Origin of the sequence: Mesorhizobium australafricanum (assembly GCF_033977265.1) — a bacterium.
Lineage (GTDB): Bacteria > Pseudomonadota > Alphaproteobacteria > Rhizobiales > Rhizobiaceae > Mesorhizobium > Mesorhizobium australafricanum.
Genome location: NZ_JAVIIT010000001.1, coordinates 332,778 through 345,009 on the forward strand (window position 1 = coordinate 332,778; position 12,232 = coordinate 345,009).

A 12,232-nucleotide genomic window follows, 5' to 3' on the forward strand; every position below is an offset into this window, starting at 1 on the left:
GCGATTTCGAAAGGCCGCCTCCGGGCGGCCTTTTTCATTACGGCCTATGTCATTGTGGCGGCGCGGCAACACACACAACTTGTCTTGATGGTCTGCCGCTGGCGATACCAACCGTTGAACATTATCTGTCTTCGATGGCGTTCGCGGATGTGTGGAGGCACTTGTGAGGCTGGGGTTCTTGATAAGAGGCGTGGTTATTGCCCCGGCGCTCTTGCTGGCAGCGATCGTCGGGGGCGTCCGCGCCGAGCCGGACTCCGCAGCGTTCTTGCTGGCGGCGGCCGAAGGAGGTGACCGGACTGGGCCGGATCTCGGCAACTGGCGCGTAGACACCGGCGGCGACGGCCAGATCACGGCATCGCTGCATGCCATCAACAAGCTCATCACAGGGGGCGGCGCGCTGGGTTATAGTCCGGTGCTGACACTGGCCTGCCGGCCGGATGGCGATCCGCGCTGGAGCGAGTGGCTGAAGATCAGCGATTCCGTTTCGGCTAGCCGCAAGATCACCATGTCGGTCATCGTCGATGGCGGCAGCAAAACCGATGAAAGCTGGTCGGTGGGACCGCGCGGCAGAACGCTGGTCAGGGATGGAGACGACGGCATCAAGCGTCTGGTTTCAGCGAACCGGCTGACACTGTCATGGCGCTTCGGCCTGTTGTCGGGACGCGGCGAGGCCGATTTCGAGCTTGCAGGTCTCTCCAAAGCGATCGGCCAGATCGCCGCAAGCTGCAAAACCGATCCGCCTTGAGCAGGCTTGGGACCGCAATCCTTCGCAAAAGTTGCCTTTGCTACTCGATGGCTGGATTTTGTGGTATGTAGGTAGCGCAATTCCACCGGGGAGGTACGGATATTTCGTTCTGCCATGAAGAGCGACATGCGGCGCGTGAGCGGCATGCGCCCACAATGGCGATCAGGGAGGAAATACCATGCGCGCAATCGCATTCTTAGCCGTCATGCCTGCTGTCGCTTTCGTCGTCCATCCGTCGCAGGCACAGGATGCCGCAGCAGGCGAGAAGGTCTTCACCAAATGCAAGGTGTGCCACGTTGCCGACAAGGACCAGAACAAGGTTGGTCCGTCGTTGAACGGCGTCATCGGCCGCACTGCGGGCACGCATCCCGATTTCACCTATTCCGCGGCCATGATCGCGGCTGGAAAATCCGGCGTCAAATGGGACGAGCCGACGCTGACGACCTACCTTCACGCCCCCCAGGCGATGGTCAAGGGCACGAAGATGACATTTCCTGGCCTCAAGGACGATAAGGACATAGCCAACGTCATCGCCTACCTGAAACAGTTCTCCAAGTAAGAGAAGCGCTGCCAGGCCCCATTTGGTGGTCGCCCGCTTGTTCCGAAGGCAGACTGTAGGCAATCGCGTTGCTGAATACCGCGCTCGGCGCCATCACGCCGGCAGCGCAAAAAATCCCACCAGCAGCAGAATTGCGATGCCAAGGCCGAGTATGAGAAGCGTTCGCGTGTCCATGACGTTCACCTTCGCATTCTGAGAATACCGAAAAAACAGCTCTGGAGCCAGCATTCTGCTGCGGCTAACCATTGGCCGGCGCCGCGTAGAGGGCGACAAATCGTGCGCAAAGGAGTATGGTAGCCGTCGGTGCAGGTCGCGGTTTGCGTGGCCAGTCATGCGGAACGGCAGCACCATGAAGCTGCGACCTTGCCGGACTTGGTCTGGAGGGATGGTCATGGCAAATTTTCACGTGATTGCAGGGGCCAGCGAAACGCTGGAGCACACGAAAGTCCGAAGAATCGGTGTGTCCGACCTTTTCGACGCGCTTAGGCGCGGCGTGGACGATTTCATGGTCAAACCGTCCCACATCGTGTTTCTGTGCCTGATCTACCCACTTGTCGGGGTGGTGCTTGCGGCGTGGACCTCGGGCGCCAATGCGCTGCCGTTGTTGTTTCCGCTCGTCTCCGGCTTTGCATTGATCGGTCCATTCGCGGCGATCGGGCTCTACGAGATCAGCCGCAGACGGGAAGCCGGACTCGATGCATCCTGGCGCCACGCGTTCGAAGTCAGGAACTCCCCGGCACTGCCGGCCATCGCAGCGGTTGGAATCATGTTGTTTGCGATCTTCATCGCGTGGCTTTTGACCGCCAAGATTTTCTACGAGCAACTCTTTGGCCCCGAGCCACCGGCGTCACTGTCCAGCTTCATCAACGAGATATTTGCTACCGGGCGCGGCTGGACCCTGATCGTGCTGGGTCACGCTATAGGGTTCGTATTCGCCGTGGTCGTGTTGTGCACTACCGTGGTCGCTTTCCCGCTGCTGCTTGATCGCGACGTTGGTGCCTACGAAGCCATTCACACCTCTGTGCGCGTGGTGTTGGCGAACCCCATTGTGATGGTCTTCTGGGGACTTATCGTTGCCGTTGCGCTGATCATAGGCTCGCTGCCGGTGTTCGCGGGACTGGCGGTGGTGCTGCCGATCCTCGGCCATGCCACCTGGCACGTGTATCGCAAGGTGGTGGAATCGCCGACAGCCCCCAAACCGGCGAACTGAGCGAACCTGCCGTGAGAGCACCGGCAAGAATGCCGGTGCTGCTCTCACCGGGCCGGGTGGCTGAACCTCGCCTGACGCGCGCCGGTGGTCAGGTCGCGGAAATCCTTGCCGCTGACATGCACAAGCGTCTTGTGGTCGCCGCCCTCGAAGTAGATATCGGCGGCATCGCGCAGGCTTTCGTCCAGAATGACCGGCACATCATAGGCCGCGCCGATCGGCGGCACGGCGCCGATGTCGCAATCATCGAAGAGCGATACCACCTCCTCCTCGGACGCGAGCCCGAGGCGCCTGTCCATGACGTCCTGCAGCCTGCCGAGCTCGATCCTGTGGGTGCTTGGGACCACGGCCAGCGCGTAACCGAGTTCGTGGTGGACGACCACGGACTTCGCCATGACGCTGCCGGGCACGTGCGCGGCAATGGCGGCCTGCCTGCTGGTGGCGGTTCGATGATGCGCGACGGTGTCGTACGGAATTCCTTTGCCGTCGATAAAGTCTTTCAGTCGGTTTGCTATCGTCATTGTCCGCGTCCTTTGCTTGAGTTCACGACGCCTACGTCAAACCAATAAATCGGCGCCCTGTTCCAAATCGCCGGGCGGGGTTCCCGGCCGAGCGTCAGGGGCCAGGGCCGAAAAACGCGATACGGGTCAGCAGCGTGTAGTCGGCCTCGAAGACCATCATCGTCACGAAAACCAGCACCAGTACCGGCGGCAGGATTATCGCGTACATCATCGCCAGTCGCTCCCAGGCCATGTGCATGAAAACGGCGACGATCAAGCCTGCCTTGAGCACCATGAAGATCAGGATCAGCGACCATCTGAGGTAGCCGTGAAGGCCGAAATAGTCGACCAGATAGGAGCAGGTGCTGAGAATGAACAGCCACGCCCAGACCACCAGATAGAGCTTGATCGGGTGTTCCTGATGAGCCTCGGCGACGACCACTGGCGCCGAGGCTTCATGCGCATGGGTAGGGTGCAATGCCTGCTGCCCGAGACCGTTTGCGGTTGCTTCAACCATGTTTGCCTCTCACCAAAGATAGAAGAAGGCGAAGATGAACACCCAGACCAGGTCGACGAAGTGCCAGTAAAGGCCCATGATCTCGACATTCTCGTAACGGCCCCGGCGGCTGGTGAAGAAGCCGGGCCGCCCTGTGTCGAAGTCGCCTCGCCAGACTTTTCGCGCCACGATGATCAGGAAGATCACGCCAATCGTCACGTGGGTGCCGTGGAAACCTGTGATCATGAAGAAGCACGAGCCGAACTGCGCCGCGCCCCAGGGGTTGCCCCAGGGCCGTACCCCTTCGGTGATGAGTTTGGTCCATTCGAAGGCCTGCATGCCGACGAAGGTCGCGCCGAGCGCGGCGGTCAAAAGCATCAGGATCGCGGTTTTGCGGCGGTCGCGGCGGTAACCGAAATTGACCGCCATGGCCATGGTTCCGCTGCTCGAGATCAGCACGAAGGTCATAATGGCGATCAGGATCAGCGGGATTTCCGAACCGCCGATGCGCAAGGCGAAGACCTCGCTCGGGTTCGGCCACGGCACGCGCGTGGAGATGCGCGCCGTCATGTAGGAAAGCAGGAAGCAGCCGAAGATGAAGGTGTCGCTGAGCAGGAAGATCCACATCATGGCCTTGCCCCAGGACACGTTCTTGAACGCGCGCTGATCCGACGCCCAGTCGGAGGCAATTCCGCGCCAACCCTGGGGGCGATCCACCGGGCTGGAATGCGTCAGTGTCGTTTCAGCCATCGCCGGTCTCCTAGGTCAGCAGCCGTTGGCAAATGTCGATGAACGTCGCCGCCCAGCCGGCCAGAACGGCGAAGATGCCGAGCCAGATGAAAAGCAGGAAATGCCAATACATGGCGCAGAGCTCGACGCTGAGCCGCAGCCGCTCCGGTCGCGCTCCGCTCCAGGCGCCGATGCTTGTCCTGCCAAGGCCTACCAGGCCGCCCAGTATGTGCAGGCCGTGCATTCCGGTGATCAGATAGAAGAAGCTGTTGGCCGGGTTGGAGGCCAGCAGGTAGCCGTCTTCGGTCAGTTCCCTCCACGCCATCAGCTGGCCGGCAAGGAAGGCGAGGGTGGTCAGCCCGGCCGTCGCAAGGCCAAGCCTGACCATGTCCATCTGGCCTCTGCGCGCGGCGACCACGGCACATTGCAGCGCGACGCTGCTCAGCAGCAGCACGCCGGTGTTCAGCCAGAGCAGGCGCGGCAGCGGCAGCGGTCGCCAGTCCGACAGGCCCATGCGCATGAAATAGGCGCTGGTGAACAGCGAGAACAGGCAGCCAACGACGGCGAGGAAGACGCCGAGGCCGATCTTGGCGGTGGGCAGAGCCGACCGGTCGAGGTCGACGAAATCCGCGGTCAGGCCTTGCTCCAGCCACGGCTTGGACGTCAGTCGCTGATGCGAAAGCCACCAGCCGGCAAAGCCGGCGATTACAGCCAAGAAGACCAGGATGACGCTCATGCCGGCTCCCTTGAGGGGGCGAAGGAGCCCGGCACGTTCTGCGGGATGAAGTCTTCCTTGGCCCCAGGCACGCTGTAGTCGTAGGCCCAGCGGTAGACGATCGGCAGTTCCTTGCCGAAATTGCCGTGGGCCGGCGGCGTTTCAGGCGTCTGCCATTCCAGGGTCGTTGCCCGCCACGGATTGCCGCCGGCCTCGCGGCCATGGCGGATGCTCCAGATCAGGTTGAACAGGAACACCATCTGGGCGAAGCCGACGATGAAGGCCATGATGCTGATGAACGAGTTCAGATGGTGCGCCGACTCCGTCATGATGGTCATATCGGTCAATTCGGCGTAACGCCGCGGAATGCCCATCAGGCCGAGATAGTGCATGGGGAAGAAGATCAGATAGGCGCCGACGAAGGTGACCCAGAAATGGAAGCGGCCGAGCGTCTCGTCGAGCATGCGGCCGGTGACCTTCGGGTACCAATGGTAGATCGCGCCGAAGATCACCATGATCGGAGCGACGCCCATGACCATGTGGAAATGGGCGACGACGAACATCGTGTCGGACAGCGGCACGTCGACGACGACATTGCCGAGGAACAGTCCGGTCAGGCCGCCATTGACGAAGGTGACGATGAAGGCCAGCGCGAAGAGCATCGGTATGGTGAGGTGGATGTCGCCGCGCCACAGCGTAAGCACCCAGTTATAGACCTTGATCGCGGTCGGGATGGCGATGATCAAGGTGGTGGTGGCGAAGAAGAAGCCAAAATAGGGATGCATGCCGCTGACATACATGTGGTGCGCCCAGACCACGAAGCTCAGGGCGCCGATGGCTATGATGGCCCAGACCATCATGCGGTAGCCGAATATGTTCTTGCGCGCATGCGTGCTGATCAGGTCGGACACGATGCCGAAGGCCGGCAAGGCCACGATATAGACCTCGGGGTGGCCGAAGAACCAGAACAGATGCTGGAAGAGAATCGGGCTGCCGCCATTGTGCTGCAACTGCTCGCCCATCTCGACGATCGCCGGCATGAAGAAGGAGGTGCCGAGCACGCGGTCGAGCAGCATCATCACGCAAGCGACGAACAGCGCCGGGAAGGCGAGCAACGCCATGACGGTGGCGGTGAAGATGCCCCAGACGGTGAGCGGCAGGCGCATCAAGGTCATGCCGCGCGTGCGCCCCTGCAGCACGGTCACGACATAATTCAGGCCACCCATGGTGAAGCCGATGATGAACAGGATCAGCGAAGAGAGCATCAGGATGATGCCCCAATCCCCGCCGCCCGGCGTTCCGGTCATGATGGCCTGCGGCGGATAGAGCGTCCAGCCGGCGCCGGTCGGCCCGCCCGGCGCAAAAAAGCCCGAGACCAAGACCAGAACGGCCAGCAGATAGATCCAGTAGCTCAGCATGTTGACATAGGGAAAGACCATGTCACGGGCGCCGACCATCAGCGGGATGAGATAGTTGCCGAAACCGCCGAGGAAGAGCGCGGTGAGCAGATAGATCACCATGATCATGCCGTGCATGGTGATGAACTGGTAATAGGCCTCCGGGGTGATGAAGTCGAAGGTGCCGGGGAAACCGAGCTGCAGCCGCATCAGCCAGGACAGCACCAGCGCCACCAGGCCGATCGCCGTGGCCGTCGCCGAATACTGGACCGCTATCACCTTGGCGTCCTGAGAGAAGACATATTTCGTCCACCAGCTGTGCGGATGGTAGAGTTCCATCTCGCCGACTTCGGCGGGCGGGACAGCATCTGCGGGTGTGACGTCAACCATGGGAACGCCTCCGTGCCCTGTTCAGCGGGCCTCGACCGGTTCGAGTTTTGCCGCGACGTCCAAACCGGACGCCATCGTCTTTCCTGACAGTGGATTCGCAGAGCCTGTTTGCTTGGGCGCCGACAATTGCGCGAAAGTCTGCTGCTGGCCGAGCCAGGCCAGATAATCCTGCTCGGTGTCGACCACCACCACGCCATGCATCAGCGGGTGCCCCTGGCCGCACAGCTCGGCGCAGAGAACCTGGAAGGTTCCGGTCCTGGTCGGGGTGAACCAGAAATAGGTGACCGAGCCTGGGATCATGTCCATCTTGGCGCGGAATTCCGGAATGTAGAAATCGTGCAAAACATCGATCGAGCGCAGCAGCACCTTGACCGGCTTACCGATCGGCAAGTGCAGGTCCGCCGCCTCGACAACGACATCGTCCTGGCCATTGGGGTCGCCGGATACAATGCCGAGCGGGTTTTCAGCCGACACGTTACGGGTGTCGGACGTGCCGAGCTTGCCATCCTTGCCGGGCAGGCGGAAGCTCCACTGCCATTGCTGCCCAATAACCTCGATATCGGCCGCCTCGCTTGGAACATTGACGAAGCGGCTCCAGACAAACAGGCCTGGAACCAAAAGGGCCGTGACCCCGACGGCGGTAACGACAGTCAGCCACCATTCGAGGCGCCTGTTCTCCGGCTCATAGGCCGCGCGGTTGCCTTCGCGATGGCGGAAGCGGAACACGCAATAGGCCATGAAAAGGACGACGGCGGAGAATACGACGCCGGTGATCCAGAAGCTGATGATGATGGTGTTGTCGATATAGTCCCAGTTCGACGCAATAGGCGTCCACCACCATGGGCTCAGGAGGTGGAACAACACCGAGCCCACGACGATCAAAACGAGCACAAGCGCAATGGCCATGTCCCGTCCTCCGGTATTTCGCAGGCGCGCGAAGCAGGCCAGGAAAATACCAGCCCGCATCATGCTCGATTTCCGGTTGAAATTCCAGAGCCGACTATCCGAGGGGCAAAATGTTGCTCTTTACGCCCGGTTTTCGGGATGCAAGGCGGCGGCCAGATCGGCAGCAGGCCCTTGGGGCGGTCTCGAGCGGCGAGATGTCGAAATGGTCGCTGGGGACATGCTGCAAGCGGATCACCGGAACACCGGCCGTGCGGCAACGGTCGATCGCCTGCCGCATGGCCGAAATGCGATGCCATGCCTTCGCTACTTTCGGGATCATGCTTCAGCTTGCTCTAGCGGCACCATTTCTCGACGGCAATCGCAATCGCCTTGGTGCAGTCGGTGAGATCGCGCACCGAAACGCGCTCATTGGGCTGATGCGCCTGCGCCGGGTCGCCGGGGCCGAAGTTGACGGTCGGCGTATTGCCGAGGCCGGTGGGCAGGCCGATATCGCTATGCGCGCCGAAGCCGCTGAGCACCGGCGACAAATTTGCGTCTTTCACGGCTTCCTGGAAGATAGTCACGAACGGACTGTCAGATGGGATTTCGGCGCAGTCGGCATCAAGAATCCATTCGACGCGGGCAGGGTGCAGGCGCAGATAAGGGTCCGCCTTGCAGACATTGGCGATATGCTCTTCGATCTCGCGCTTGACGTTGCCGCCCAGCCTGAATTCGTCATGCTCGCTCGGCAGGTACTGCGCGTCGATGATGATCTCGCCGTGGCCGGCCATGGAGGAGGGATGTTCGCCGGCATTGATCTGGGTGACGATGATCTGGTTGGGCAGGTCCATCAGTGGATGGTTTTTTTTCGGGTCGAACATCCAGCGCCGGTTGAGGATATCGATGCCGTCGAGGATTTGTCGGCACAGCTGCACTGCATCGACCGGGCCGCTCGAATACCAAGCGTTCGGCGTCAGCTCGGCATGACCGCCTATGCCGTCGACGATGATCCTGCCCCACAGGATGCCGTGACAGAGCGGCGCGATCCTGTTTGCGGTTGGTTCGGTCATGATGCCGGCATCGGCGCGAAAGCCGCGGTCGACCATGGCGAGCGACCCCATGCCACCGATCTCCTCATCGACGACGGTGGTGAAGACGATGTCCCCTGAAAGGGGGATTTCTAGCTCCCTGAGGATCTCGACCGCCATCAGCATGCAGGCGACGCCGCCCTTCATGTCGACCGTACCGCGCCCGTGCAGGAAGCCGTCCTTCAGCACCGGCTGGAACGGATCGGTTGCCCAGTGTCCGGCGGCACCCGGCGGCACTACGTCGATATGGCCTGTCAGCATGATCGAGCGTCCGCCACCCGTGCCCTTCAGCACGCCGCCAAGGTTCGGCCGGCCTTCAAAGGTCCTGCCCTTGTTGGCGCCGGCGCGTCCCTTGTATTTTTCATAGAGCGCCGGGCCGTCCGGGTCCCACAGGTCGGTGGTGAAGCCGAGCGCCTCAAGGCGCTTTTGCAGATAGAGCTGGCAATCACGCTCACCCGGGCCGGCCTCTTTCGGATTGGATTTCACGATCGAAGGGAAGGCGACGAGATCGCTCAGCGTCTCGACGATGCGATCGGTCGCTGCGTCGACGCGCGCGGCGATGGTCTCTTCCATGGAAGGCATTATGATCTCCAACGTTGGGAAAGCCGGTCGGCAAGAAGGACGAACACCAGAAGGGCGCCGACAATCCCCACTTGCCAAACCGTGTTGATGTTCAATTGCAGCAGCCCGGTCTTGAGCGTGACCAGGAGCAGTACGGCCGCGAACACGCCGCCGACGCCGCCGCGCCCGCCGGTGATGGCGATGCCGCCAAGCATCGCCGCGGTCAGCGATTCCAGCTCGAGGTTCTGGCCGATATTGGGCCTGCCGCTGCCGAGCCAGGCGAGCGAAACCAGGCCGGCCGCGCCTGCGAGCGCGCCGCTCAGTGCATATAGGACGAAGCGCACGCGCTGAACGGGAATGCCGACGAGCCTGGCTGAGCGTTCATTGAAGCCCATCGCGTAGATCCAGCGCCCCCAGGCGGTCGACATCAGCACCAGACCGGCCAGCGCGAAGCAGGGGATGGCAAGGGTGAGGAAGGGCACAGGAATGCCCGCCACGACGCCACGCCCCCATAGGAGCAGCCATCCGGGCACGCCCGACTGGGCCGCGCCGCCGGTGACGGCAAGCGCTACGCCGGAATAGACGAAGAAGGTGCCTAGCGTCGCAATGAAGGGCAGCAGCGCCAGCCCGTTCACCAGCAATCCGTTGAGGGCGCCGAGCATCGCGCCGGCCAGGATGCAGATGACCGGCATCAGGACCGTCGGCAGCCCCAGTTTGAGCGACAGCATGGCGATGATGGCGGAGAGCGAAACCGCGCCGCCGACCGACAGATCTATGCCGGCTCCGCCGGCCAGGATGACCAGCCCCTGTCCGAGACCGACCAGCGCCAGGATGGTCGAGAACTGAAGAACGGTAGTGAGCGTGCCGAGGTTGAAGACGGAAGGCTTGAGTGCCAGCAGGCCGACAATCACGATCAGCCAGAGCGCGCACAGCAAAGCCAGGGTCAGGGCCGGGCCCTGCAGGTTCCGGAGCGTTTTCATGCGTGCGCTCGCTGGAACCGGGTGAGAGGCAGGCGATTGGAGACCGCTTCGAAGCCAAGCACGCCGATGATCAGCACGCCGGTGACGACGGGCTGCCAAAGCGAGGGAACGCCGATCAGGAGCAGGCCATTCTGGAGAATTCTGAGCAGCAGCACGCCAAGCACGGTGCCAAGCAGACTGCACCGGCCGCCCAGTATGCTCGTGCCGCCGAGAATGACCGCGGCGATGGCATCGAGCGCCGACGTGCTGCCGATCGACATTTCCACATTGCGGTAGGTGGCGACATAGAACGTGGCGGCGATGCCGGTCAGGACGCCGCTGATGACAAAGGTCATGAAGCGGACCTTGATCACTGGAATCCCCGAAAGCCGCGCCTTTTCCTCGGAATTGCCGATCGCCAGCAGATGCAACCCATAGGGCGTTCGCCGCAGTGCCAGCCAGACCACCAGGTAGGCAATGGCAATCACCAGGGCAGGGACAGGGATACCAAGCATGGTGGCTGCAAGCAGATCGGTTAGGCTCGAGGGCAGGCCGGACAGCCATTGTCCGCCAAGCAGGGCAAACACGGCGGTGCGGTAGATGCCGAGCAGGCCAAGCGTTCCGACGATGGCCGGAACGCGACCGATGACGACGACGGCTGCCGTCACGCAGCCCAGCAGGGCACCGACCGCTGGGCCGGCGACAAGCGCCAGGAACGGGCTGCCATCGGCGCCAAGTACTCGGCCGATGGCGATGGCCGCGAGGCCCATGACGATGCCAATCGAGACATCGATGCCGCCCATGGCGAGCAGCAACGTCATGCCAAGGCCGATCAGCAGCAACTCGACGCTGTTGCGCAGCACCGTGACCGCATTGCCCGAGGTGGCGTAGTGCGGCGTTGCCACGGAGAAGATGACGGTCGCCAGCAAACAGGCGACAAGCAAGGACCACTCCCGCCCGTTCATGGAGAGAACACCGTTTCCAGACTGCCGCACCGCGTCCACGTTAGGGCTCAGAAGTTGAACTTGTCGACATTGTCCTTGGTGAAGACGGCCGGTGGCCCGAGCAGCAGGATGCCCTTGGTGGCATCATAGGTGGCGGGCTTGTCCAGGCCGGCAATCTTGTTCTCGGCCTCGAAGCTCTTGCCGTCGATGAGCTGCTTGCCGGCCCAGACCGTGAGATAGCCCAGCTGTTCGGGATCCCACAGCACCGTGAAGCCGAAGGCGCCGCTCTTCAGATAGGAGCGGGCGGTGTTCGGGCTGCAGTAGCCGGTGCCGATGACAGAGCCGATCTTGCCGGCCGTTTCGATAGCCTGGGCAACGCCTGGACAGGTCGAGGATGCAACGGCGATGATGGCCTTGATGTCAGGGTTGGCGGCCATGAGGTCGCCCGAGATCTGCGCGGCGCGCTCGGCCGTGCCGCCGGCGAATTGCGGGGCGAGCAGCTTCAGCTTGGGATATTTGGCGGTGGCCTCTTTCTGCATGAAGCCGATCCAGGCGTTGAGGTTGGACGCGGTCGCTTCGCCGGAGACGATGCCGATCGTGGCGTCCTCGCCGACGCGCTTGACCAGTTCGTCGATGATCGTGGTGCCGAGGCCCTCGTCCGTCGCCTGCGCCACATAGACCGCGCGGCCGCTGTCGGGCGCATCGCTGTCGCTGGTGAACAGCTTAATGCCCTTGGCCTTGGCGCTCTCGACCACGGGAGCGATGCTGGAGGCATCGAGCACGCTGACCGAAATCGCTTCGATGCCCTGGTCGATCATGTTCTGGACGATCTGCAACTGGTCGACCGGATTGGTGTCGACCGGGCCGGAATAGACGAAATCGACGCCGAGATCCTTGGCGGCGCGATTGCCACCGGCCTCCATGGCGTTGAAATAGGGAATGCCGATCAACTGCGGGACGAAGGCGACCTTATGCTTGTCCGCCGCATGCGCCGCCGTTGCGACGACGAACGACAGCGCGGAGGCCGCGAGCAGTTTCCTGAGTTGTGAAAGCATTG

At 62.2% G+C, this 12,232-nt stretch carries 14 protein-coding genes; 3 read left to right on the forward strand and 11 right to left on the reverse strand.

Annotated elements, in window-relative coordinates; genetic code table 11:
* The first annotated feature begins 190 nt into the window (after positions 1-190).
* Together RFM98_RS01630 and RFM98_RS01635 are read left to right on the forward strand one after the other, a co-directional pair.
* Positions 191-745, forward strand: coding sequence for a hypothetical protein (locus tag RFM98_RS01630; protein WP_320307198.1), 555 nt, complete (start codon positions 191-193; stop codon positions 743-745).
* Positions 746-923: 178 nt separating this feature from the next.
* Complete coding sequence (locus tag RFM98_RS01635) at positions 924-1,304, forward strand: c-type cytochrome (RefSeq protein ID WP_320307199.1); 381 nt, start codon at positions 924-926, stop codon at positions 1,302-1,304.
* 93 nt (positions 1,305-1,397) lie between these two features.
* Here the strand turns inward: RFM98_RS01635 and RFM98_RS01640 are convergent, their stop codons facing one another.
* Positions 1,398-1,697: a hypothetical protein gene (locus RFM98_RS01640; RefSeq protein ID WP_320307200.1), complete on the reverse strand. Its 300-nt coding sequence runs from the start codon at positions 1,695-1,697 to the stop codon at positions 1,398-1,400.
* Between RFM98_RS01640 and RFM98_RS01645 the strand changes: the two genes are divergently transcribed.
* Positions 1,696-2,514: a DUF2189 domain-containing protein gene (locus RFM98_RS01645; protein WP_320307201.1), complete on the forward strand. Its 819-nt coding sequence runs from the start codon at positions 1,696-1,698 to the stop codon at positions 2,512-2,514. The genes RFM98_RS01640 and RFM98_RS01645 overlap by 2 nt on opposite strands.
* A gap of 44 nt (positions 2,515-2,558) precedes the next feature.
* On the opposite strand, the gene RFM98_RS01650 is transcribed toward RFM98_RS01645, so the two are convergent.
* The 10 genes from RFM98_RS01650 to RFM98_RS01695 all read right to left on the reverse strand — a co-directional run bounded on the left by RFM98_RS01650 (position 2,559) and on the right by RFM98_RS01695 (position 12,230).
* Complete coding sequence (locus RFM98_RS01650) at positions 2,559-3,032, reverse strand: aminoacyl-tRNA deacylase (RefSeq protein ID WP_320307202.1); 474 nt, start codon at positions 3,030-3,032, stop codon at positions 2,559-2,561.
* 94 nt (positions 3,033-3,126) lie between these two features.
* Positions 3,127-3,528 (reverse strand): cytochrome C oxidase subunit IV family protein, encoded by a 402-nt coding sequence (locus tag RFM98_RS01655; protein WP_320307203.1) that lies wholly within the window; start codon positions 3,526-3,528, stop codon positions 3,127-3,129.
* Between the two features lie 9 nt (positions 3,529-3,537).
* Entirely contained in the window at positions 3,538-4,257 is a 720-nt protein-coding gene (locus RFM98_RS01660; RefSeq protein ID WP_320307204.1) for a heme-copper oxidase subunit III family protein, read from the reverse strand.
* A 10-nt stretch (positions 4,258-4,267) separates the two neighbouring features.
* Positions 4,268-4,972: a cytochrome c oxidase subunit 3 gene (locus RFM98_RS01665; RefSeq protein ID WP_320307205.1), complete on the reverse strand. Its 705-nt coding sequence runs from the start codon at positions 4,970-4,972 to the stop codon at positions 4,268-4,270.
* On the reverse strand, positions 4,969-6,738 hold the full coding sequence (gene ctaD, locus RFM98_RS01670; RefSeq protein WP_320307206.1) for a cytochrome c oxidase subunit I: 1,770 nt from the start codon (positions 6,736-6,738) through the stop codon (positions 4,969-4,971). The genes RFM98_RS01665 and ctaD overlap by 4 nt, the downstream gene beginning before the upstream one ends.
* 21 nt (positions 6,739-6,759) lie before the next feature.
* Positions 6,760-7,644 (reverse strand): cytochrome c oxidase subunit II, encoded by an 885-nt coding sequence (locus tag RFM98_RS01675; protein ID WP_320307207.1) that lies wholly within the window; start codon positions 7,642-7,644, stop codon positions 6,760-6,762.
* Positions 7,645-7,976: 332 nt separating this feature from the next.
* Positions 7,977-9,293: a M20 family metallopeptidase gene (locus RFM98_RS01680; protein ID WP_320307208.1), complete on the reverse strand. Its 1,317-nt coding sequence runs from the start codon at positions 9,291-9,293 to the stop codon at positions 7,977-7,979.
* Complete coding sequence (locus tag RFM98_RS01685; protein ID WP_320307209.1) at positions 9,293-10,252, reverse strand: ABC transporter permease; 960 nt, start codon at positions 10,250-10,252, stop codon at positions 9,293-9,295. Before RFM98_RS01685 ends, RFM98_RS01680 begins: the two co-directional genes overlap by 1 nt.
* Entirely contained in the window at positions 10,249-11,175 is a 927-nt protein-coding gene (locus tag RFM98_RS01690; RefSeq protein WP_320307210.1) for an ABC transporter permease, read from the reverse strand. Before RFM98_RS01690 ends, RFM98_RS01685 begins: the two co-directional genes overlap by 4 nt.
* 68 nt (positions 11,176-11,243) lie before the next feature.
* The gene (locus tag RFM98_RS01695) at positions 11,244-12,230 is read right to left on the reverse strand and encodes an autoinducer 2 ABC transporter substrate-binding protein (RefSeq protein ID WP_320307211.1); all 987 of its coding nucleotides are present in this window, start codon (positions 12,228-12,230) and stop codon (positions 11,244-11,246) included.
* Positions 12,231-12,232 lie beyond the last annotated feature (2 nt).

What these genes read in the sequence shown, in the direction of transcription:
- RFM98_RS01635 (WP_320307199.1), top strand. Translation starts at nt 924, where the DNA reads ATGCGCGCAATCGCATTCTTAGCCGTCATGCCTGCTGTCGCTTTCGTC.
- RFM98_RS01645 (WP_320307201.1), top strand. Translation starts at nt 1,696, where the DNA reads ATGGCAAATTTTCACGTGATTGCAGGGGCCAGCGAAACGCTGGAGCAC.
- RFM98_RS01640 (WP_320307200.1), bottom strand. Translation starts at nt 1,697, where the DNA reads ATGACCATCCCTCCAGACCAAGTCCGGCAAGGTCGCAGCTTCATGGTG.
- RFM98_RS01650 (WP_320307202.1), bottom strand. Translation starts at nt 3,032, where the DNA reads ATGACGATAGCAAACCGACTGAAAGACTTTATCGACGGCAAAGGAATT.
- RFM98_RS01655 (WP_320307203.1), bottom strand. Translation starts at nt 3,528, where the DNA reads ATGGTTGAAGCAACCGCAAACGGTCTCGGGCAGCAGGCATTGCACCCT.
- RFM98_RS01660 (WP_320307204.1), bottom strand. Translation starts at nt 4,257, where the DNA reads ATGGCTGAAACGACACTGACGCATTCCAGCCCGGTGGATCGCCCCCAG.
- RFM98_RS01665 (WP_320307205.1), bottom strand. Translation starts at nt 4,972, where the DNA reads ATGAGCGTCATCCTGGTCTTCTTGGCTGTAATCGCCGGCTTTGCCGGC.
- ctaD (WP_320307206.1), bottom strand. Translation starts at nt 6,738, where the DNA reads ATGGTTGACGTCACACCCGCAGATGCTGTCCCGCCCGCCGAAGTCGGC.
- RFM98_RS01675 (WP_320307207.1), bottom strand. Translation starts at nt 7,644, where the DNA reads ATGGCCATTGCGCTTGTGCTCGTTTTGATCGTCGTGGGCTCGGTGTTG.
- RFM98_RS01680 (WP_320307208.1), bottom strand. Translation starts at nt 9,293, where the DNA reads ATGCCTTCCATGGAAGAGACCATCGCCGCGCGCGTCGACGCAGCGACC.
- RFM98_RS01685 (WP_320307209.1), bottom strand. Translation starts at nt 10,252, where the DNA reads ATGAAAACGCTCCGGAACCTGCAGGGCCCGGCCCTGACCCTGGCTTTG.
- RFM98_RS01695 (WP_320307211.1), bottom strand. Translation starts at nt 12,230, where the DNA reads ATGCTTTCACAACTCAGGAAACTGCTCGCGGCCTCCGCGCTGTCGTTC.